The following is a 21,622-nucleotide window of genomic DNA, read 5'->3' as shown; positions in this document are numbered from 1 at the left end:
CGTTTTTTCCTCTTTAAAAAAGCAGCACCAACGCCATTGTTTGTGCCAGTTTTGTGATGGTCATCAAATAATGCGTCACAGGAGGGCAAAGCTCAACCCGAAAGATGTAAGGAATTAACTTAATGTTTACAACGTAACCTATTGTTGCCAAACATTTTGCAATACCTTTTGCCAGTTGCCCCACAGCAGCTTATTCAGCACAAATTGATCATAGCCGCTGTCACGCAATGCGCTGATTAGCCGTGGTAAACCACTCACATCGTGTAAATCATCAGGCAACGTAATGCCGTCAAAATCGGAGCCCAGCGCGACATGATCGTCACCCATGATGTTAATAAGATAGTCGATATGACGAACGATTGTGCTCAGCGGGGTATCGCTATCGCGTTTACCGTCGGCGCGCAAAAACGCGTTGCCGAAATTGACGCCTGCCACGCCGCCGCTGTCGCGGATAGCCAGCAGCTGCCGATCGGTCAGATTGCGCGGTTGCGGGCACAGCGTATGGGCGTTGGAATGGGTGGCGACCAGCGGTGAAGAGGAATGACGAGCGGTATCCCAGAACGCTTTTTCATTCATATGCGAAACGTCAATCAGCATGTTCAGGGCGTTAGCGTGCTTAATGAGGGCGATACCCTCAGCGGTAAGCCCTGGGCCGCTGTCCGGGCTGCCGGGAAACGCCCCGTTAACGCCGGTGCCGAAACGGTTAGCAATGTTCCAGAAAGGCCCAATGCTGCGCACCCCGGCGGCATAGAAAGCCTGTAGATCGTCTCCCTCGCCGTCAAAACCGCCCGCGCCCTCAATATGCGCCACCATCGCCAGCACTTTATCCTGACGGCAGCGTTCGATATCCGCCGCGCTCAGGCACAATCGCGCCCGGCCATCGGAGTGGGCGACAAGCTGCTTAAGGATCGTCAGCTGCTGCCAGAGAATGTCGACTGGCTGCCACGGCTCGCTGGCGTATTGTGGCGCCATGCGGGCGATATACTCCTGCGGCGGCACGAACAGCGCGAACAGCCCGCCGGAAAATCCGCCTTGCTGCATGCGTGGATAATCGAGGTGTCCGTTCTCAATGCCGGAGAAGAAGGCCGTTACCGGATCCTGGCGATGGTGAAGCCATAAATTAAGCAACAGGTCATTGTGACCATCAAAAATCGCCATAGCGCATCCCACTGTCTTTTATTGCTGCGAAAGTTGCCTGGCACGATAACCGATTTGTCCGGTCCGGCAAGGGGAAAATTACAACTTAGCAGCAATTGTTAATATCACTTAACAGTGAGGAGATCCGCAAAGCGGGTGGTGTAGCGGGGTGAAAGCATTTCCCGTTTCATCTGCCACGGCTGCTGTATACCCTGTCCCGCGAAGTAAAGCGTGCCACGGCCATTTTCAGCATTCAGATGGTCTAATACATCCATTAACTTTTGGCTGTTTTTCCTGGGTGCGTTGTCGTCAAACAGATTAAGTTGCGCGACGCCCTGGCTATAAAAATCTCCCAGCATCACTCCGGCTTTCTGGTACCGATGGCCGTTCTTCCAGACCGCATCCAGACAACGAACTGATGCGCCGATAATATCCCGGCTATCCTGGGTTGGGGTGAGCAGTTTTACCGACGCGCTATTGCCATAATATGGCTCGTTAAGCGCGAAGGGCGAGGTTTTAACAAATACGGAGATAAAGCGGCAATGCTGATGCTCATTGCGAAGTTTTTCTGCTGCCCGGGCGGCATAACTACTGATGGCCTGGCGTACATCGTCATATTCCGTGATGCGTTCGCCAAACGAGCGCGAACAGACGATTTCTTGCTTTACCGGGGCAAACTCTTCCAGTTCAAGACACGATTCGCCCCGTAATTCACGCACCGTTCTCTCCAGCACGACATTGAAATGTTTTCTTATGAACCGGATATCGGTGTCTGCCAGTTGCAGGACGGTCTTAATCCCCATCATCTCAAGCTTCTTCGCTATGCGACGTCCTACCCCCCAAACGTCTTCGACGGGTAGCGCCGCCATCAGCTTTCTCTGACGATCCACATTGGATAAATCAACAACGCCTCCCGTCTGGCGCTGCCAGCGTTTCGCCGCGTGATTTGCCAGTTTCGCCAGCGTCTTTGTGGGTGCGATGCCCACTCCGACGGTCAGATGGGTGCGTTGCAGTACGGTCGCTCTCATTTCATGCCCAAAGTCGGAAAGATCGCGACAATTACGCACGCCGGTAAGATCGCAAAAGATCTCATCAATTGAGTATATTTCGCTACGAGGCGACATCTCTTCAAGCGTGTTCATTACCCGGTTGGACATATCCGCGTAAAGTTCATAATTACTGCTGAAACAAACCACGCCATGATGCCTGAAGAGATCTTTCTGTTTGAAGTACGGTTCACCCATTTTCACAAAGGGTTTGGCTTCAGCGGAGCGAGAGATGACGCACCCATCGTTATTGGACAACACGACCACCGGTCGTCCCTTCAGGTCCGGGCGAAAAACCGTTTCACAGGAAGCATAGAAAGCGTTCACATCACACAGTGCAAACATGGTCAGCTCGCAGATGTCGCGATACAGGTCACTACGCCGCGAGCCTTCGTGGGCGCGCTTATACGTTCATTCAGAACGTAAGGAACAGGGTCATTGAATAGGGGAAGGGCCACGCTCCGGCGTCGCTCTGATGGCGTGAAAAACTGCATGATGATCACCGTCAATTAATACTGTATTTATATACAGTATTGTATATCGATAGCAAAGATCAAGGGTAACAAGGCATCATGGCGTACGGGCGTAGAAGGGTAATTATCACGACCAGACTATTTGGGTATACTTCTTCACTTATAACTATGCATGTCAGGTAACGAAATATGCGGGAGAGCATTAACGTTCTTTTTGTGGTGCTGTCTTTTGTGGCACTGATTATGCTGATACGCTTTTTCGTCAGGCGTATTCGGCATCCAACGCGCATCGTTGCCGATAGCCGGGGAATGAAAAAAATCTCAACCCATCCTGTCTGGTTTGGCGGCTCGTCAGGTAAAACCTACTTTTATGATGAGCAGTATTTATACGAGGTTATAAAGAGCAGCACCCGTAAAATTGAGCTGGCGACTATCATAAAAATTAAACCAGGCTCGATAGTGATAAATAACAGGCGGATCTGGTCTGTGACTTATCTTGAGGGAACCCGTGAAAAACAGGTGCAATTTTATAATAATCTGACGGTGTTTAATCAAAACTTCGCTGCGTTTTTAGAGGCAGTAAAACGCGTGAACCCTGAGGCAGATATTAAAGCCGTGTCATTGTTCAACCTGTGACTGGAATACAACATATGTGGCTTTCTGACTGCCCATACGACAGGTATGGGCAGTGAAGCCGTCGATATTACTTCTTCTTGTTCATCATCGCCTTGAGATCGGCAAAGGGGTTAAACGTGGCGACACCCACGTCTTTTTGCGCATCCTCACCCGCGACAACGGTGGTGCCATACTGATCCGCTTCGGTGTACTTTGAGTGTTCGTGATCGTGACAAAACAGGCACAACAGCTCCCAGTTACTGCCATCTTCCGGGTTATTGGTGTGATCGTGGTCGATATGGTGAACCGTGAGTTCACGAAGATTTGAATAAACAAACTCACGCGAGCAGCGTCCACAAACCCAGGGGTAGATTTTTAGCGCTTTTTCACGGTAGCCGCTTTCCAGCCGTGCGTAGTTTTTGGGGATCAGAGCCATTGCTGATGTTACCTGTTAAAAAATCTTAGTGCCAATATATCCCATAAGAGAACGGAAGGGGAACGCGTCTCTGCCTCAAAGCGTAAATGTTCCCTCAAGCGTAATGACACATTCACCACCGACCCGAACCACAGCCCTTCCTGACGATGCATCGTATTCCGAAAACAACACGCTTGTACGCCCCATATCAACGCCCTGGCTAATCTTCAGTGAAAGTGTGGTTTGATCACGACGCAGGGCCAGCAACGCCGTGGCTGCTGCGGCTGCACTGCCTGTTGCCGGATCTTCCGTCATTCGAGGAGTAAACATACGTGCCTGAAGATCGCAGGACTCATCTGAAGCCCTGTCTAAGGTATACGTATAGACAGAGACTGCGCCGTCAAGCGGCAGAATCGCGCGGAAACCTTGTAAGTTGGGCACGCATCGACGAAGCGCATCGCGGGAGACCAGCTCTACGATCAAAAAGGGCAGGCCCACCGAGGCAACAACAGGATTATGCACGTCCCTGCGTATATCATCCGGGCTTAAGGAAAGGCAGGCTGCAACCTGTTCCGCGCTGACTTCAGAATGGCAGGAAAGCGCCTCAGGAGCTAACAGCTCAGCTCCCGTCACTGTGCCGTTCTGTTTTAACAGCCGCACCGGCACCATCCCCGCGATTTCTTCGAAGTGCAAGGTGTCGGATAATGTCTGCCCGTTTTCTATGGCGTGATGCGCCAGCACAAAGGCAGTTCCGACGTTAGGGTGCCCGGCGAAAGGTATTTCGCGCGAGGGGGTGAATATCCGCACGCGTGCCGTACTCGAGAGATTTTCTGGCGGCAGCACAAACGTCGTTTCGCTGTAGCCAAATTCAACGGTAACCTGCTGCATCTGTTCACTGCTCATACCTTCAGCATCAAGGACAACGGCGACTGGGTTGCCGAGAAACGGCGTATTCGTAAAAACATCTGCAATGACATAGCGTCTTTTCATTATCTGTTCTGCCTGGCGGGAAATGGCTTACAGTAATAGCGCTAAATCAAACAGATAACCAGAGTAGAATAAATTGAAACTTGATGGTCTCTGTCAGTTTATTTGAAGCATTCCGTTAAATAATCACCATTTATTCTCATCCGTTAATGCGTAGAGTAGGGATAACGCAATGCTTTATCAGGATACTCCACTATGAAAAAGATCGGATTTTTGTCGTTTGGTCACTGGACGCCGTCACCCCAGTCCGGCACGCGAACCGCGGCTGACACGCTGCTACAGTCCATCGATCTGGCGGTCGCCGCCGAAGAGCTGGGCGCGGACGGGGCTTATTTCCGTGTGCATCACTTTGCCCGCCAGCTCAGTTCGCCATTCCCCTTGCTGGCTGCAATAGGCGCGAAAACCAAACGCATTGAAATCGGGACGGGCGTGATCGACATGCGGTATGAAAATCCGCTGTATATGGCGGAAGATGCTGGCGCGGCAGATCTCATCTCCGGCGGGCGATTACAGCTTGGTATCAGCCGGGGTTCGCCGGAGCAGGTGATTGATGGCTGGCGTTATTTTGGTTACGTGCCGCAGGAAGGGGAAAACGAATCTGATATGGCGCGCCGCCACACTGAGGTACTGCTTGATGTATTACGCGGTGAAGGGTTTGCAAAGCCTAACCCACAGCCGATGTTCCCAAACCCGCCGGGATTGTTGCGTCTGGAGCCGCATTCAGAAGGCTTACGCGACCGTATCTGGTGGGGGGCTGGCTCGAATGCAACGGCAGTATGGGCGGCAAAACTGGGGATGAACCTGCAAAGCTCAACGCTGAAAGATGATGAAACCGGCGAGCCGTTCCATATTCAGCAGGCAAAACAGATCCGTGCCTACCGACAGGCCTGGGCTGAGGCAGGGCATACCCGTCAGCCACGCGTTTCGGTCAGCCGCAGTATTTTTGCCCTGATGGACGATCGCGACCGGATGTATTTCGGCTCAAGCCGCAATGAGAGCGACAGCGTGGGCTATCTGGATGAGAAAACGCGGGCCATTTTCGGGCGCAGCTATGCCGCAGAGCCAGACAAACTGATTGAACAGTTGAAAAAGGATGAAGCGATCGCGGAAGCGGATACGCTGTTACTTACCGTGCCGAATCAGCTGGGCGTGGAATACAACGCACATGTGATCGAGTCCATCCTGAAACATGTCGCACCGGAAATGGGATGGCGCGATCGCAATGCGTAATCTGGCCCTCTGGTATCGCCGGTTTGGTGAGCCTGAATCGGTACTGCAAGCGGAAACCGCACCATTGTCGCCGCGACAGCCGGGAGAGATACGCGTGCGCATGCTTTTTTCTCCGGTGAACGCCTCCGATCTCATCCCCATCACCGGGGCATATCGCCATCGCACGCCGCTGCCTGCGATAGCCGGTTATGAAGGGGTCGGAATAGTGACCGAAACGCCCGCCGCTTATCCGGCGCTGCTGGGCAAGCGGGTCCTGCCGTTACGGGGGCAGGGTACCTGGCAGCGCTATGTCGACTGCCCGGCGGCGTATGCGGTTCCCGTCCCGGACGACGTCGACTCGCTTCTTGCCGCGCGGGGATATATCAACCCGCTTGCCGCACAGATGATGCTGGACCGCTATCCTCCGGTCGGGAAAACGGTGCTGCTCACCGCTGCCGGTTCTGACTGCGCCGTTCTGCTCGGGCAATGGGCACGCCAGGCGGGTGCAGAGGCGGTTTACGGGATCCATCGTTCGCCCGTGCACGCTCAACGTCTGGCTGAAATGGGGATCGTCCCGATTGCGCAACATGATACGACCGCCGTCAACGCTGCCGCCGCGCAAGCGGAGGTGGTGTACGACGCCACGGGCGGCAGCCTGGCGGAGACGATCCTGAGCGTGATGCCCGAAACCGGCACCTTTGTCTGCTACGGGCTACTCTCCGGGCAGACCCTCCGGCAGCAGCGGCCGTTGCCGCGCGTGGCGTGGTTTCACATTCGTAACTATCTGGACGCGCTGAGCGCTGAGGCGTGGCAGGCGGAGTTTCGGCGCATCTGGCCTAAACTGCGCGCCAGCCAGTGCAGCGATGTCACCCTCTACCCGCTGTCGGAATGGCAGCGGGCAGTGGGCAACTATCGCGAAGCGGGAAGAACGGGTAAGCCCATGCTGTCGATGGACAATTAATCGACCTTATGGCTCATGTCGCTCAGCAGTACAGCGATACTTTGTCCACCGGCGGTCTGCTCCAGGCCAATTTTGACAATAATTGTCAGCGGAACGGAGAGCAGCATGCCGACAGGCCCGAGCAGCCAGCCCCAGAAAATCAGGGACAGGAACACAACAAGGGTTGAAAGCCCCAGCCCGCGTCCCATTATCCGTGGTTCGAGAATGTTCCCGAAGACAAGGTTAATCACCAGATAGCCTGCCAGCAGAATCAGGGCATCATACAAACCGCTGAAAACCAGCACCTGAAGGATAGGGGGGATCGCCGCCAGCACGGAGCCGATGTTAGGAATATAGTTGAGCGCAAAGGCCAGCAGCCCCCAGACAAAGGCAAAACGTACATCCAGCGCGGCGAGCATCCCCCAGACCACTAATCCCGTCACCAGGCTGATGGCCGTTTTCAGCACCAGATAGCGTGAAACGCTGTCGAGCGCGCGCTGAATGGCGCCCATTCCCTCTACCGGACGCACCATGATGTGCTGGAGCTTTGCAGGCAGCTGTGGAACTTCCAGCAGCATAAACACAACCGTCAGGAACAGCAGGAAAATCGAGGTCATGGCGTTGGAGAGTTGTGCCAGCAGGCTGGTGACAATCGTCATGGCGGCATTCGGATCGATGTATTTAAGCAGTTCCTCAACCGAGACTTCGATACCCGCGCGTTGCAGCCAGGGTTCAATTTGCAGCAGCGGGGTCGCCAGGGAAGAGCGGTATGTCGGTAGCGTCCGCGCCAGCTCGTTCAGGGAGGTTCCCAGATAGGCGACTAACAGCACCATCGCAACGATAATAATACTGATAAGCAGGCTTATCGCCAGCACACGCGGGATGCGCAGCCGCACCATTCGCTGCACTAGCGGATTGAGGATCACCGCGATAAAAAGCGCCAGGATAAAAGGCACGATGATATCGGCCGCAAAACGAACGCCGGTCAGAATGATCACCAGCATGCCCAGCATGATGACGATCTTAAGCCCGTTGAGGGTGATAATAGGTTTGGCCATGGACGTTCCTGAACAGTTTTTTATTTATAATAGAGGGGAAAGCGGATTAAAAAAACTAACCAAAATCAAACAGACTGGGTAAAGAAATGAAAAGGCTTTGAGTAAATTCCTGGCTTATGATACAAATCAGGCGTGTTCAACTACCGAGGACAATTTTCATCCGCAAAGACGAGAAGCAACACCGCGGATAATTGTAATTTTATGGACAATTTGTTCAGGACGTATTTTTCAAACAACTCTGCTCTGTTTTCAACCTCCCTCTGCCTGCTTTCTGGTGAGCAACACTGGCGTTCCGCGCTATAGTCACGTCTTCTGCCTGAGCTAGCGCTATGCGCTTAGCTAACTGATTTAATTCCCAATTTTTTGGTTTGCTGTCCGCAGCGAGCCTCGATGGATTATATTCTCAAGCAGGAGAAAAAACATGTTTTACTGGATTTTATTAGCTCTGGCGATCGTCGCTGAAATTACCGGCACCTTGTCGATGAAATGGGCAAGCGTGAGTGATGGCAGCACCGGTTTTATTTTGATGCTGGTCATGATTACGCTTTCCTATATTTTCCTCTCTTTTGCGGTTAAAAAAATCGCGCTGGGCGTGGCATACGCATTGTGGGAAGGTATTGGTATTTTATTGATTACGCTGTTTAGCGTCATGTTATTTGATGAAACCCTGACGACAATGAAAATTGCCGGGCTGACGACCCTGGTCGCAGGTATCGTGCTGATTAAATCGGGTACACGCAAACCGGCAAAACAGCAGAAGGAGCAGACCCATGCAGCAGTTTGAATGGATCCACGCGGCCTGGCTGGCTTTCGCCATCGTTCTGGAAATTATTGCCAACGTCTTTCTGAAGTTCTCCGACGGTTTTCGTCGCAAAGCCTACGGCCTGTTATCGATTGCCGCGGTTCTGGGGGCGTTTAGCGCCCTGTCGCAGGCGGTGAAAGGCATCGATCTGTCCGTGGCCTATGCGCTGTGGGGGGGCTTCGGTATTGCCGCCACCCTGGCGGCAGGCTGGATTATGTTCGGGCAGCGTTTAAACAATAAAGGCTGGATAGGGCTGGTATTACTGCTCGCCGGCATGATCATGATTAAACTGGCCTGAGTGACCTACTGCTGCGCCAGGGCTTCCAGCCGGTCGCGAAAACCGGTCACCGACAACGCCCGGTTATCGGCGCGCCAGCGGTCTTTCGCCGCTGGCGCAGAACTCTGAACGCCAATCAGCTGCCAGCCGTTATCGGTTTTTAACATCAGGGGCGATCCGCTATCACCCGGTAGCGTATCGCACTGATGCGACAGTACGCTGTTTTGCGCCCAGCCCGTCACCACGCAGTCCGTATGGGTGTACAGCGAATCGAGGTGATCAACAGGATAACCTGATTGCGTCACTTTTCGATCGGCGGCTTTCAGGGCGGCGGTGAGCGCGGCCTTATCGCCATCAAAGAGCGGCAGCGGGGTGATCCCGGACGGCGGATAACGTAAAACGATCAGCCCGAAATCCCAGGAGGCCGCCCCGGGCGGCACAATCCAGCCATCGCCATCCGGTTTCAGGCGTTTGCCAAGCGACGGATCCACTCGCCCCTCAATACCGTGAATTTCGTAGCGCCATATTCCTTTTTGCGACACAAAGCGCAGGGCGATCGCTTTATCCGGTTTGCCTTCAGGCGGCATTAACAGGCAATGACCCGCCGTCAGCGCAAGGCGTGGCGTAATGAGGGTTGCGGTACATAAATTGCCGCTGGCGGTTTCCAGTTGCCCGATGGCATCCCAGGGCGATTCGGTAGGATCGGTGACACGCGTACGATCGTCATGACCAAAAAACAGCGTCTTTACCTCTTTGGCGCTAATGGCGTCATCGTCGCCATCATCCGCATGTGAAAAGCCAGCAAAAAGGCTAAACGTTCCCAGTAACAACACAACAGATTTACGCATATCACACTCTGGTGGGGGTAATTATGATTATTAAAAGTGAACCCTATGAAAATACTATAGACGCGACGGCGAGAAAGTGGGAGTAAAATCAGCGTGCTACATTCAGGAAAGATAAAAGTGGCTGGCGATGAGCGCGCATAAAATTAGCAGGATAAGAATGAACTCAAACCGATAGCGCCGCAGCATACGCCCTCCGGATAAAAAAACGGCGCTGACCGCAAACCCGTTCAGCGCCGGTTTACCAACGTGCCCCGAAGGGCACGGTTAAGCTTGTACTCTTACGCTGCTGGCTGTGCAGCAGGTTTAGCCGCTTCGTGTTTTGCCGCTTTTTTGTGATGCTTTTTAGCCGCCTGGGCTTTCTGCTCTACCGCAGGTTTTGCCGCTTTTTTGTGGTGCTTTTTCGCGGCCTGCGCTTTCTGTTCTGCCGCTGGTTTAGCCGCTTTGTGATGTTTTTTATGGTGAACCGTTTTGGCCGGAGCAGCGGTGGATGCCGCAGGCGCTGCGGTGGCGGTAGTTTCAGCCGCGAATGCAGCGGAAGACAGACCCATAGCAGCGGCAACAACCAGAGCTAATACTTTTTTCATTTTCAAACCCTCGAATTTGGTTTCTCATTTAACCCCACTGCGGGGCCGTTGAAATAACTATATCCCTGTAAATTCGGGGTTTCCGTGAGTGATTGGTATCGGCGTGTAACCATATGTACAACGCCGGGGTGGGCCCCCCGGCGCGTTCGGTTACAGATAGCGGGACGTCAGGTGTTCGCGGAAGTAGCGGATATTCAGATCTTCACCTGTAGCCTGGGTGATGAGTTGCGACGTGCTGAAACGGCTGCCGTGCTGCCAGATATTCTGACGCAGCCAGTCAAACAGCGCCGAGAAATCGCCCCCGGCAATGGATGCCTGCAACCCGGGCAGCGCAGTTTTGGCGGCATGGAACAGCTGTGCCGCATACATTGCCCCCAGCGTGTAAGACGGGAAGTAGCCAAAACCGCCGTCGGTCCAGTGGATATCCTGCATACAGCCGTTGCGGTAGTTATCTTTGGTGGATAACCCAAGCCACGCCTGCATTTTCTCATCCCATAACGCGGGAATATCATCGACTTCAATTTCGCCATTGATTAGCGCGCGCTCGATCTCATAGCGCAGCACCACATGCGCCGGATAGCTCACTTCATCCGCATCAACGCGGATGTAGCCCGGCTTCACGCGCTGGTTCCAGGCAATAAAATTCTCTTCGCTGAATGCCGCCTGGCTGCCGAAACGGGCATGAACCGCCGGAAGCAGATGCTTCAGGAAAGCGTCGCTGCGGCCCAGCTGCATTTCAAAGAACAAGCTCTGGGATTCATGGATCGCCGTAGAGCGCGCCAGCGCAACGGGCTGGCCGGCCCACGCTCGCGGAAGGTTTTGCTCGTAGCGGGCATGTCCGGTTTCGTGGATCACGCCGAAAAGCGCGCTGAGCAGTTCATCTTCATCGTAACGCGTGGTGATACGTACATCTTCCGGCACGCCGCCGCAGAACGGGTGAGCGCTAACGTCCAGACGACCGCCATTAAAATCGAAGCCAAGCATTTTCATCGCTTCCAGGCCCAGCTCGCGCTGCGTGGCGGTCGGGAAGGGACCCTGTGGCGGAACGAACGATCGTTGAGCCTGTTTTTCCACAACTTTTGCCAGCAGCTCCGGCAGCCAGGACTTCAGATCGCCGAACAGCACATCCAGGCGAGCGCTGGTCATGTCGGGTTCAAAGATATCCAGCAGCGCGTCGTAAGGCGTGCAGCCTTTAGCCTCAGCGCGCAGGCGGGCCTCTTCACGACTGAGTTTCACCACCTCTTTCAGGTTGGCTGAAAAGCCCTGCCAGTCGTTGGCCGGACGCTGAGTGCGCCACGCGTGTTCACACCTGCTGCCCGCCAGCGATTTGGCCTCCACCAGCGATTCCGGCAGTAAAGTGGCCTGCTGGTAGTGGCGTGTCATTTCACGCAGGTTGGCCTGCTCAACGTCGTTCAGATCTTCGTCTGCCGCCGCCGCCAGCCATTCACCCACTTTTTTATCGGTCAGGATCTGATGTTGCAGGACGCTCATCTCCGCCAGCGCTTCACCGCGCGCGGCGCTGCCGCCTGGCGGCATCATGGTGAACATGTCCCAGCTGGCGATGGAGGAGAGGTGCGAGAAGCGGGAGAGGCGCTGGAAGGTTTTGGTAAGAGATTGATAAAAATGGTTATTTTTCATTCTGTGCTCTCGTTGTGTTTGAATGTCATAACGAGCATACAGAGGTTCATATCTGATTAAAACATATGTTACTTATTCAAATGACGTTGATATTCTATGTTATCGAATAATCTGCGCAAATAAATAATGTTGTTTATATTGATTGGGTGAATTATTTGGATGTTGAAAATAGCTCTCATAGTCAAATATAGAAGAGTGTATAGGAATATTCTTATCTGGCGCGATATTCAATGCGTCAAAGTCAATTAATAGGCAACTCTTATAATGAATAAATTTATTTTCTGCGCGATTGCAGCGCCTTTGCTAAGTGGCTGCGCGATGCAACCCGTTCCTTCTCAGTATAGAAATGCCACAATTACCCTTATTGGGCATAGTAAGGCAGAAGCAATGACTGATTTAGGGATACCAACACGTACAATGCCCATCAATGGCAGTCAGACGATGTATCAGTGGGACAGTAATCAGGGGACAACGTCTGTCGGTTCTTTTAGTACTGATACTTATGCTGTGGCGGTGAGTGGTTCCAGTTATCAGGGATATGGTAACGGTTTTTCTGGTGGGGCGGTTGGAACATCTGACACCACTGGAAATTATGGCAGTGCTACGGCAACTCATATTTGTGCATTGTCATTATCAATAGATAATAAAACTGATAAAGTACTTTCGGGCACCTTCAATGGAACTGTTGATGAAGCTTGCATGAATCATTTTAGCAATGTTATTACATTGGACCCTAACGCGGTTAATGCTAATAAAGCAGCAATAATGCATAACCAGCATGTAAAAGAGGCTAAAGCAGTGGTGGGTGTATTGGCTATTGTTGGCGCAGGTATTGCCGCTTACAATACTCGTTGATTTAAGTCATTTAAAACGAAAGGCCATCAAATTTGGCCTTTCGTAATATGCAATATCGTCAGTTCAATTAAATTTAATGCAGTCGTTTATGCAGGCTCGCGCCCACCAGCAGTGCCGCGCACAACATCAGCGCGATAAATCCGCCCACGCCGTTCCAGCCGTAGTTATGCCAGAACACCCCGCCGAGCGTACCGGCTATGCTGGAACCGAGATAGTAACTGAACAGATACAGTGACGAAGCGGCTTTGTTGAATAAATCGAACTTTTGCTGAGTTGAAGGATCAGATCACGCATCTTCCCGACAACGCAGACCGTTCCGTGGCAAAGCAAAAGTTCAAAATCACCAACTGGCCCACCTACAATAAAGCCCTCATCAACCGTGGCTCCATAACTTTCTGGCTGGATGATGAAGCTATTCAGGCCTGGTATGAGTCAGCAACACCTTCTTCACGAGGCAGACCTCAGCGCTATTCTGACCTTGCCATCACGACTGTGCTGGTCATTAAACGCGTATTCAGGCTGACCCTGCGCGCTGCGCAGGGCTTTATTGATTCCATTTTTTCTCTGATGAACGTTCCGCTACGCTGCCCGGATTACAGCTGTGTCAGCAGGCGGGCAAAGTCGGTTAACGTCAGTTTCAAAACGTTCACCCGGGGTGAAATCGCGCATCTGGTGATTGATTCCACCGGGCTGAAGGTCTTTGGTGAAGGCGAGTGGAAAGTCAAAAAGCATGGCCAGGAACGCCGTCGTATATGGCGAAAGTTGCATCTGGCAGTTGACAGCAACACACATGAAATCATCTGTGCAGACCTGTCGCTGAACAATGTGACGGACTCAGAAGCCTTCCCGGGTCTTATCCGGCAGACTCACAGAAAAATCAGGGCAGCATCGGCAGACGGCGCTTACGACACCCGGCTCTGTCACGATGAACTGCGGCGTAAGAAAATCAGCGCGCTTATCCCACCCCGAAAAGGTGCGGGTTACTGGCCCGGTGAATATGCAGACCGTAACCGTGCAGTGGCTAATCAGCGAATGACCGGGAGTAATGCGCGGTGGAAATGGACAACAGATTACAACCGTCGCTCGATAGCGGAAACGGCGATGTACCGGGTAAAACAGCTGTTCGGGGGTTCACTGACGCTGCGTGACTACGATGGTCAGGTTGCGGAGGCTATGGCCCTGGTACGAGCGCTGAACAAAATGACGAAAGCAGGTATGCCTGAAAGCGTGCGTATTGCCTGAAAACACAACCCGCTACGGGGGAGACTTACCCGAAATCTGATTTATTCAACAAAGCCTGACGAAGCCTGACCTTTGGCGCGGCGCGCGCGTGGGCCAATCCAGCTGCTGGCAACGGAATGCGCGGCAAAGAAGCCCGCAGAGAAGAGCAGCATTCCGGCAAAAATCAGCCACAGGGAAGAGAAAAGCGTCATCAGCAGTCCGAACAGCATCACGGCGGTGGAAACCAGCATCACCGGACCACGACCGAAGCGCGCGGTCATGGCGCCCGCTTTTGGCGAACTCCATGTCCCGGTGAGATATGCCACAGAGAGCAAACCCACCAATGCCTGACTAAGATGCCACGGTGAAAGCATCAGACGATAGCCGATGTAATTAAACAGCGTCACGAACGAGCCCATCAGCAGGAAACCGGTCAGGAACAAACGGGGCAGCCCTTGATCGCGCCAGTGCAGACGAAAGTTGATAAATAACGTTTTCGGACGCAGGGAGGTCGGGCGGAAATGGCGCGATTCCGGCAGGATTTTCCAGAACATCAGCGCCGAAGCGAGGGCGAAGCAGCCGATAACGGCCAGTGCAATGCGCCAGTTAAAGAAATCAGTAAACACACCGCTGAGCAGGCGTCCGCTCATCCCGCCGATAGAGTTCCCGCTAATGTATAGCCCCATGGAGAAGGCCACGAAGCTCGGGTGGATCTCCTCGCTGAGATAGGTCATCCCGACCGCCGCCACGCCGCTGAGGGATAACCCAATCAGCGCGCGCATGACCAGAATGCCGTGCCAGCTGGTCATCATGGTGGACAGCAAGGTACACACGGAGGCCAGCATTAACGCCGTTACCATGACCTGCTTACGTCCGATGGCATCCGAAAGTGGCCCGGTGAACAGCAGACCGATCGCCAGCATCCCGGTTGAAATGGAGAGCGAAATACTGCTGCTGGCTGGCGACACGCCAAATTCATGCGACAGGACCGGCAGGATCGGCTGAACGCAGTAGAGCAGGGCAAAAGTGGCGAGACCTGCTGAGAAGAGCGCCAGCGTGACGCGCATAAACTGGGGGGTACCACGTTTAATAAACTGAACCGGCTGCGGTGCTGCGGGTAAATCATCAATGTCGCTGGCCGGCGCGATATCAACGGTCGTTGTACGGCTCACACATAATCCTTGCTTAAACATCCCCGTGGTTTCTGGTGACGGGTATGACCACAAGATTAGGGTAGGAAAATGTAAATATTCTGTCTAATATATTAATAATCTCAAATGATACTTTAAAAATATGAATATCGAGCTGCGCCATCTGCGCTATTTTGTCGCCGTCGCCGAAGAGCTGCATTTTGGTCGTGCGGCGGCAAGGCTGAATATCTCTCAGCCACCGCTAAGCCAGCAGATCCAGATCCTGGAGCAGCAGGTCGGGGCGCGTCTGCTGGCGCGAACCAACCGCAGCGTGAGCCTGACGGCGGCGGGAAAACAGTTTCTCGCCGATAGCCGGCAGATCCTGAGTATGGTGGAGGACGCCGCCGCCAGAGCGGAACGGCTTTATCTTGGGGAGACGGGGGAGCTGCGCATCGGGTTTACCTCATCGGCCCCCTTTATCAGCGCTGTTTCACAAACGCTATCCTCGTTTCGCCGTAACTTTCCGGATGTGCATATTCAGACGCGCGAAATAAATACCCGGGAGCAGATATCGCCGCTTAACGAAGGATCGCTCGACCTGGGGCTGATGCGTAACACGCAGTTGCCTGATACCCTGGCGTGGCAGGTGATCCTCCGCGAACCGCTGATGGCGATGATCCCCCGGGATCATCCGCTCGCCGCGCAGCACAGCGTCTCGCTGGCTGAACTGGCGAAAGAGCCGTTTGTCTTTTTTGACCCACAGGTGGGTACCGGGTTGTATGACGATATTCTTGGTCTGATGCGGCGATATGGCCTTGTCCCGACTATCGCGCAGGAGGTGGGGGAAGCCATGACGATCATTGGTCTCGTTGCCGCAGGGCTTGGCGTATCGATTCTCCCGGCCTCATTTAAACGGGTACAACTGGCGGAAATGCGCTGGGTGAAGATAGCCGAGCAGGATGCAGTCTCAGAGATGTGGCTGGTGTGGTCTAAACATCATGAACAGAGCCATGCGGCACAGCGTTTCAAAGAACAATTAATTACCGCTTCTCGCGGGCATTATTTATAGGGAAAAGTGGGCGAAAATGTGCAGTAAATCACATGGCTAAGTAAAAATTTGACGTCAGCCATTGAAGTGCTTCACCATAGCCCTCAGTTTATTTCGAAGCTCGAAAATAAGGGAGTACGAGGTGGTTGCTGATAGTCAGCCAGGGCATATCGATCAGATCAAGCAGACCAACGCGGGTGCCGTTTATCGCCTGATTGATCAGCTTGGTCCGGTTTCGCGTATCGATCTTTCGCGCCTGGCACAACTGGCACCCGCCAGTATTACCAAGATTGTCCGCGAAATGCTGGAAGCCCATCTGGTTCAGGAGACAGAAATTCAGGAGCCGGGCAGCCGTGGCCGTCCGGCGGTAGGGCTGGTGGTGGAAACGGAAGCCTGGCACTACCTGTCGCTGCGGATTAGCCGCGGGGAAATCTTCCTCGCGCTGCGCGACCTCAGCAGCAAGCTGGTGGTGGAGGACCGGCTGGAACTCCCGCTTAATGCAGAGCAACCACTTCTCGATGCCATTCTGACCCACATCGACCAGTTCTTTATTCGTCACCAGCAGCGTCTTGAACGTTTAACGGCGATTGCGATCACCCTGCCGGGAATTATTGATACCGAAAATGGCATTGTTCACCGCATGCCGTTTTATGAAAACGTCAAAGAGATGCCGCTGGGCGACGTGCTGGAAAACCACACCGGTGTGCCGGTCTACATTCAGCATGATATCAGCGCCTGGACGATGGCGGAGGCATTGTTTGGTGCCTCCCGGGGCGCACGCGACGTAATTCAGGTGGTGATTGATCATAACGTTGGCGCAGGTGTGATCACCGACGGGCGTCTGTTGCATGCTGGCAGCAGTAGCCTGGTGGAGATCGGCCATACGCAGGTCGATCCGTACGGAAAACGCTGCTACTGCGGTAACCATGGCTGTCTGGAGACGATTGCCAGCGTCGAAAGCGTGCTGGAGCTGGCGCAGGTGCGGCTCAGCCAGTCGATGAGCTCCACGCTGCACGGTCAACCGTTAAGCGTCGAGGCACTGTGCGCTGCGGCAAGGCAGGGCGATCTGCTGGCGAAGGACATTATTACCGGCGTGGGCAATAATGTCGGGCGCATTCTGGCCATTATGGTGAACCTGTTTAACCCGCAAAAAATACTGATCGGCTCCCCGCTCAGCCAGGCGGCGGATATCCTCTTTCCGGCGATTTCCGCCTGCATCAATCAGCAGGCGCTTCCCGCGTACAGTAAAAACATCGTGGTCGAAAGTACGCAATTTTCCAACCAGGGTACGATGGCCGGCGCCGCGCTGGTAAAAGATGCGATGTACAACGGCTCGTTACTGATTCGTTTGCTACAGGGCTAACTCTTTTCCAGAGATGTACGAAAAATTGCGCTATCTCAAGCCCGGTAGCGCACGCATCCCGTAGACTTTCCCCACTGAATTATTTACCTGGTTTATATTTTGAAGCATACCCAAGAGGTGGAATGAGTCATGCTTAAGCGTTTCTTTATTACTGGTACGGATACGTCTGTCGGGAAGACAGTCGTATCCCGCGCGTTACTTCAGGCCCTGGCGGCAAGCGGTAAACGCGTTGCAGGATACAAGCCGGTTGCAAAAGGCAGTAAAGAGACGCCAGAAGGGCTGCGCAATAAGGATGCCCTGGTTCTGCAAAGCGTCTCGTCTCTGGAACTGCCTTATGATGCCGTTAATCCTATCGCCTTAAGCGAAGAGGAAAGCAGCGTCGCTCACAGTGGGCTTATCAACTACAGCCTGCTTTCTGATGGCCTGGCAAATCTGAGTGAAAAGGTTGACCACGTTGTCGTTGAAGGGACCGGCGGCTGGCGCAGCCTGATGAACGATTTACGTCCCCTTTCCGAATGGGTGGTGCAGGAGCAGTTGCCGGTGATTATGGTCGTGGGCATTCAGGAAGGGTGCATCAACCATGCCTTGCTGACGGCGCAGGCTATCGCTAATGACGGCCTGCCGCTGATTGGTTGGGTGGCGAACCGTATTAACCCGGGCCTTGCGCACTACGCTGAAATCATCGATGTGCTGAGCAAAAAGCTGCCTGGCCCGCTGGTGGGCGAACTGCCTTATCTGCCCCGCGCCGAGCAGCGCGAATTAGCGCACTACATCGATCTCTCGGCTTTCGGCGGTATGCTGGCCGTAGATCGAGTCGTGGCGTAGCGTTCTCGACAATACCGACGCCACAACACAGGCAACCAGCAAACCGGGAAGTAAAAAATACTGCCCGGTCATCTCACATACCATCAAGGCCGACATGATTGGCGCATGCGTTGTGGCGGCGAGCAGCGTCGCCATACCCGCCAGTCCGAGCAGGATCGCCGTCTCAGAGCCAGGAAACCACAGCGCAAAGATCTGCGCAAACAGCATTCCCGTTGCCATACCGACAAACAAGGTTGGCGTGAACACGCCTCCCGGCGCGCCGGACCCGCTGCTTGCCAGCACCGCCAGCAGCTTGCAAATAAAGACGCCAGCAATCACCGACAGCAGCGGCGGTGACTGCAAAAACGCCTGAACCACGCTATAGCCATTCCCCCATACCTTCGGCGTTAGCAGCGACAGCAGCCCGACGATCAGACCACCCAGCGCCAGCTGCCACGGCGGTGAAAGTTTGAGACGCAGAAACAGCCTGTGGCTGGCCGCCATCAGCCACATCAGCAGCGGGCCGCAAACGCCAGCCAGCAGACCCACGCCAACGATCAGGAAATAATCCACCGCCGTAAGCATCTCGCTGAGATGGACATCATATAGCGTATTCGCGCCGGGACTTAACAGGCGCGTGGTCAGCAGGGCCACTACAGCAGCAATCACCACCGGGCCGAGGGAGGCCAGCATCAGCGTGCCAAACAGGATCTCTGCGATAAACAGGCTGCCCGCCAGCGGCGCATGATAGGCGCTGGCCATCCCGGCGGCGGCACCGCAGGCGATCCACAGTTTCCATTCGGATTTCGGCGTACAACGTTGTGCAAAAAAGGAGGCGGCGAGGGCAGCAAGCAGGATCATGGCGCCTTCACGGCCGATGGCGCTGCCGCTGGCGACCACCAGCAACGACGCGAGGGATTTCACCAGGCTGGCGCCGTAATCAAACTGGCCGTCACCCGTCTCAAGCGCTTCCATATAATCGGTGGGGGCGTGGGGACGTTGTGCCGTCATGCGCTGCCATCCCCACAGTAGCATTCCCGCGGCCAGACCACCCAGCGCAGGCGTCAGCGCCCGCCGCCAGGGTGATAACGCGGCTGCGGCGTTCACCAGACTTCCGCTTTCGTTGCTGAGAAATAGCCACTCCAGCAGATACATGCTGTGGCGGAACACCGCAACGGCCAGCGCCGCCAGCACGCCGGTGACGGTAGCAATCAGGAGACGACGAAACATCGCGCGGATGTCGGGGTAAGCGTGAAGACGTTGCATGAAGTCGTGATTTAACGGGGACGATACAATATTGTGGCGGTAAATCGGGAGGTTAGCAAAAGGTATGCGTGCGGAAAAAGGCCGGGCAGTACCCGGCCTGAATGCTTAACTCTCGCTATGAATATTCAACGCCCGGCGCGTACGCCCTGAGCTCAAATACTCCGCAATATAATCCTGGGATATTTCGCCGTTATAGCGTCCGTCCTCGTCCACAATCGGCATCCAGCTGGTGTTGCTCTCATACAGGCGAGAAAGCACCACGCGCAGGTTATCCTCGGCCTTACCGGTCATGCGGAACGGATGCAGAATATCCCCGCAGCTGCCGCTGGCGTTACGCGCTTCGCGGCGCTTCACAAAGCCGAGCGGTTTGCCGTGCTCATCAACCACGGTAATGGCGCGAATATCGTTGTCATCCATGGTGGCGAAGGCCTCCGGCAGCGGCGTCGATTCGCGTACCGTAATGGTAGGCTGCTGGTCGGTGACGTCGCCCGCCGATACCAGCAGCAGGCGTTTCAACGTCCGGTCCTGGCCAACAAACGAGCCAACAAACTCATTCGCGGGTTTCGCCAGCAGCTCGTCCGGGCTGGCGCACTGCACGATACGTCCCTGACGGAAGACGGCAATACGGTCGCCCAGCTTCAGCGCTTCGTCAATATCGTGGCTCACCAGCATCACGGTCTTTTTCAGCTTGCGCTGCATCTCCAGGAACTGGTTCTGGATCACCTCACGGTTAATCGGGTCGACCGCGCCGAACGGTTCATCCATCAGCAGGACCGGAGGATCCGCTGCCAGCGCGCGGATGACGCCGATACGCTGCTGCTGACCGCCGGACATTTCGCGCGGATAGCGGTGAAGGAATTTATGCGGATCCATTGCCACCATATCCATCAGCTCCTCGGCACGGGATTTACAGCGCGCTTTATCCCAACCCAGCATGCGCGGCACGACGGTAATGTTCTCTTCGATGGTCATGTTGGGGAACAGGCCAATTTGCTGGATCACGTAGCCAATGTTGCGACGCAGGGTCACGGTGTCCATTCCGCTGGTGTCTTCGCCGTTAATCAGGATCGTCCCGCTGCTTGGCGTAATGAGACGGTTGATCATCTTTAGGGTAGTGGTTTTCCCGCAGCCGGACGGGCCGAGCAGCACGCACATTTCCCCTTCAGGCACGTTCAGGTTGACGTTGTCGACGGCCTTAAACGTCTGGCCGTGTTTCTGTGAAAATTGTTTGGTGAGGTTTTCCAGTTTTATCATTATCGAATCCCCTTCGGAGTCAGTACCACCTGCAAACGGTGCAGCAACCAGTCGAGCACAATCGCTAAAAGACAAATCATCAGCGCGCCCGCAATCAACATACGAATATCACTCCCGCCAATACCGTTAAGCAGCAGCAGGCCCAGCCCGCCCGCACCGATCACGGCGGCAATCGCCATGACGCCGATGTTCATCACCACGGCGGTGCGGATGCCGCCAAAAATCACCGGCAACGCCATCGGGATTTCCACCCAGCGCAGACGCTGCCAGAAGGTCATGCCGATGCCGCGTCCCGCTTCACGCAGGCCCGGCGGCAGGCTGTCGAGCGCCGTGTGGGTGTTACGCACAATCGGCAGCAGCGAATAGAGGAACACCGCCGTAATCGCGGGCAGGGCGCCAATGCCCTGACCGATCAGCGAAAAGAGCGGGATCATCAGGCCGAAAAGCGCAATTGACGGGATGGTGAGCACAATGGTGGCAATTCCCAGCACCGGCGTTGCCAGCCATTTATGGCGGACAATTAAAATGCCCAGCGGCACGCCAATAATAATCGCCAGGCCCACGGCGAGCGCCACCAGCCACAGGTGTTGCAGCGTCAGGGTTAAGAGATAGTCCCAGTTGTCGAGAATATAGTGAATCGTCTCCATAGCGC

Annotated in this window: 23 protein-coding genes and 2 pseudogenes; 11 read left to right on the top strand and 14 right to left on the bottom strand. The window is 54.4% G+C overall.

The features are described from left to right. Positions 1-138 precede the first annotated feature (138 nt). Together O1722_RS13025 and O1722_RS13020 are read right to left on the bottom strand one after the other, a co-directional pair. Positions 139-1,158 (bottom strand): dipeptidase, encoded by a 1,020-nt coding sequence (locus O1722_RS13025; RefSeq protein WP_033487073.1) that lies wholly within the window; start codon positions 1,156-1,158, stop codon positions 139-141. Between the two features lie 104 nt (positions 1,159-1,262). After that, positions 1,263-2,528: a Y-family DNA polymerase gene (locus tag O1722_RS13020; protein WP_033487071.1), complete on the bottom strand. Its 1,266-nt coding sequence runs from the start codon at positions 2,526-2,528 to the stop codon at positions 1,263-1,265. A 317-nt stretch (positions 2,529-2,845) separates the two neighbouring features. Here O1722_RS13020 and O1722_RS13015 point away from each other — a divergent pair, with 317 nt between their 5' ends. Next, the gene (locus O1722_RS13015; protein WP_017384560.1) at positions 2,846-3,292 is read left to right on the top strand and encodes a hypothetical protein; all 447 of its coding nucleotides are present in this window, start codon (positions 2,846-2,848) and stop codon (positions 3,290-3,292) included. Positions 3,293-3,359: 67 nt separating this feature from the next. Here the strand turns inward: O1722_RS13015 and yajD are convergent, their stop codons facing one another. Both yajD and O1722_RS13005 read right to left on the bottom strand, forming a co-directional pair. Continuing rightward, positions 3,360-3,707 (bottom strand): HNH nuclease YajD, encoded by a 348-nt coding sequence (gene yajD, locus O1722_RS13010; RefSeq protein WP_006808895.1) that lies wholly within the window; start codon positions 3,705-3,707, stop codon positions 3,360-3,362. 75 nt (positions 3,708-3,782) lie between these two features. Continuing rightward, positions 3,783-4,676 carry a PhzF family phenazine biosynthesis protein gene (locus O1722_RS13005; RefSeq protein ID WP_033487070.1) on the bottom strand — a complete coding sequence of 298 codons (894 nt, stop codon included), beginning with the start codon at positions 4,674-4,676 and terminating at the stop codon, positions 3,783-3,785. A gap of 192 nt (positions 4,677-4,868) precedes the next feature. Between O1722_RS13005 and O1722_RS13000 the strand changes: the two genes are divergently transcribed. Then, a complete protein-coding gene (locus O1722_RS13000) occupies positions 4,869-5,903 on the top strand; it encodes an LLM class flavin-dependent oxidoreductase (RefSeq protein WP_032609085.1) in 1,035 nt (344 codons plus the stop codon). Next, on the top strand, positions 5,896-6,843 hold the full coding sequence (locus O1722_RS12995) for a zinc-dependent alcohol dehydrogenase family protein (RefSeq protein WP_033487068.1): 948 nt from the start codon (positions 5,896-5,898) through the stop codon (positions 6,841-6,843). Before O1722_RS13000 ends, O1722_RS12995 begins: the two co-directional genes overlap by 8 nt. Here O1722_RS12995 and O1722_RS12990 read toward each other — a convergent pair. Then, positions 6,840-7,880 (bottom strand): AI-2E family transporter, encoded by a 1,041-nt coding sequence (locus tag O1722_RS12990; RefSeq protein WP_033487067.1) that lies wholly within the window; start codon positions 7,878-7,880, stop codon positions 6,840-6,842. The two genes, O1722_RS12995 and O1722_RS12990, sit on opposite strands and share 4 nt — an antisense overlap. Before the next feature lie 132 nt (positions 7,881-8,012). Between O1722_RS12990 and O1722_RS12985 the strand changes: the two genes are divergently transcribed. From O1722_RS12985 to mdtI, 3 genes are all read left to right on the top strand, one after another. Further along, positions 8,013-8,183 (top strand): protein YdgV, encoded by a 171-nt coding sequence (locus tag O1722_RS12985; protein WP_006808891.1) that lies wholly within the window; start codon positions 8,013-8,015, stop codon positions 8,181-8,183. Between the two features lie 118 nt (positions 8,184-8,301). Next, on the top strand, positions 8,302-8,664 hold the full coding sequence (gene mdtJ, locus O1722_RS12980; RefSeq protein ID WP_015570633.1) for a multidrug/spermidine efflux SMR transporter subunit MdtJ: 363 nt from the start codon (positions 8,302-8,304) through the stop codon (positions 8,662-8,664). Beyond that, complete coding sequence (gene mdtI / locus O1722_RS12975; RefSeq protein ID WP_003857463.1) at positions 8,651-8,980, top strand: multidrug/spermidine efflux SMR transporter subunit MdtI; 330 nt, start codon at positions 8,651-8,653, stop codon at positions 8,978-8,980. The genes mdtJ and mdtI overlap by 14 nt, the downstream gene beginning before the upstream one ends. Positions 8,981-8,985: 5 nt before the next feature. On the opposite strand, the gene O1722_RS12970 is transcribed toward mdtI, so the two are convergent. From O1722_RS12970 to O1722_RS12955, 4 genes are all read right to left on the bottom strand, one after another. Then, on the bottom strand, positions 8,986-9,807 hold the full coding sequence (locus O1722_RS12970) for a trypsin-like serine peptidase (protein WP_003857461.1): 822 nt from the start codon (positions 9,805-9,807) through the stop codon (positions 8,986-8,988). 102 nt (positions 9,808-9,909) lie between these two features. After that, on the bottom strand, positions 9,910-9,993 hold the full coding sequence (gene ydgU, locus O1722_RS12965) for a small membrane protein YdgU (RefSeq protein ID WP_057979992.1): 84 nt from the start codon (positions 9,991-9,993) through the stop codon (positions 9,910-9,912). 92 nt (positions 9,994-10,085) lie between these two features. Next, positions 10,086-10,391, bottom strand: coding sequence for an acid resistance repetitive basic protein Asr (asr, locus tag O1722_RS12960; protein ID WP_003857459.1), 306 nt, complete (start codon positions 10,389-10,391; stop codon positions 10,086-10,088). A gap of 150 nt (positions 10,392-10,541) precedes the next feature. Further along, positions 10,542-12,029, bottom strand: a complete 1,488-nt coding sequence (locus O1722_RS12955; RefSeq protein ID WP_033487066.1) for a carboxypeptidase M32 — start codon at positions 12,027-12,029, stop codon at positions 10,542-10,544. Between the two features lie 264 nt (positions 12,030-12,293). Here O1722_RS12955 and O1722_RS12950 point away from each other — a divergent pair, with 264 nt between their 5' ends. Further along, positions 12,294-12,884, top strand: a complete 591-nt coding sequence (locus tag O1722_RS12950) for a hypothetical protein (RefSeq protein ID WP_127341563.1) — start codon at positions 12,294-12,296, stop codon at positions 12,882-12,884. A gap of 73 nt (positions 12,885-12,957) precedes the next feature. Here the strand turns inward: O1722_RS12950 and O1722_RS12945 are convergent. Further along, positions 12,958-13,125, bottom strand: a pseudogene (locus O1722_RS12945) (MFS transporter); the annotation flags it as partial. A 32-nt stretch (positions 13,126-13,157) separates the two neighbouring features. Here O1722_RS12945 and O1722_RS12940 point away from each other — a divergent pair. Next, a complete protein-coding gene (locus tag O1722_RS12940) occupies positions 13,158-14,126 on the top strand; it encodes an IS5-like element IS903B family transposase (RefSeq protein ID WP_022652343.1) in 969 nt (322 codons plus the stop codon). Positions 14,127-14,182: 56 nt separating this feature from the next. Here the strand turns inward: O1722_RS12940 and O1722_RS12935 are convergent. Beyond that, a pseudogene (locus O1722_RS12935) lies at positions 14,183-15,277 on the bottom strand (MFS transporter); the annotation flags it as partial. 121 nt (positions 15,278-15,398) lie between these two features. Between O1722_RS12935 and O1722_RS12930 the strand changes: the two are divergent. The 3 genes from O1722_RS12930 to bioD all read left to right on the top strand — a co-directional run bounded on the left by O1722_RS12930 (position 15,399) and on the right by bioD (position 18,471). Beyond that, the gene (locus O1722_RS12930) at positions 15,399-16,304 is read left to right on the top strand and encodes a LysR family transcriptional regulator (RefSeq protein ID WP_015570629.1); all 906 of its coding nucleotides are present in this window, start codon (positions 15,399-15,401) and stop codon (positions 16,302-16,304) included. Between the two features lie 121 nt (positions 16,305-16,425). Then, the gene (gene mlc / locus O1722_RS12925; protein ID WP_003857451.1) at positions 16,426-17,646 is read left to right on the top strand and encodes a sugar metabolism global transcriptional regulator Mlc; all 1,221 of its coding nucleotides are present in this window, start codon (positions 16,426-16,428) and stop codon (positions 17,644-17,646) included. A 129-nt stretch (positions 17,647-17,775) separates the two neighbouring features. Then, positions 17,776-18,471: a dethiobiotin synthase gene (gene bioD, locus O1722_RS12920; protein WP_015570628.1), complete on the top strand. Its 696-nt coding sequence runs from the start codon at positions 17,776-17,778 to the stop codon at positions 18,469-18,471. Here bioD and clcB read toward each other — a convergent pair. The 3 genes from clcB to osmW form a co-directional block, all read right to left on the bottom strand. Further along, positions 18,406-19,716 carry a voltage-gated ClC-type chloride channel ClcB gene (clcB, locus tag O1722_RS12915; protein ID WP_023296525.1) on the bottom strand — a complete coding sequence of 437 codons (1,311 nt, stop codon included), beginning with the start codon at positions 19,714-19,716 and terminating at the stop codon, positions 18,406-18,408. The two genes, bioD and clcB, sit on opposite strands and share 66 nt — an antisense overlap. A 105-nt stretch (positions 19,717-19,821) precedes the next feature. After that, positions 19,822-20,970 (bottom strand): osmoprotectant ABC transporter ATP-binding protein OsmV, encoded by a 1,149-nt coding sequence (gene osmV / locus O1722_RS12910; RefSeq protein WP_003857446.1) that lies wholly within the window; start codon positions 20,968-20,970, stop codon positions 19,822-19,824. Continuing rightward, a complete protein-coding gene (gene osmW / locus O1722_RS12905) occupies positions 20,970-21,617 on the bottom strand; it encodes an osmoprotectant ABC transporter permease OsmW (RefSeq protein WP_006808875.1) in 648 nt (215 codons plus the stop codon). Before osmW ends, osmV begins: the two co-directional genes overlap by 1 nt. Positions 21,618-21,622 lie beyond the last annotated feature (5 nt).

The organism is Enterobacter cloacae complex sp. HYC003_NIDB, assembly GCF_056673375.1.
This window is presented reverse-complemented; position numbering and strand designations above follow the sequence as displayed.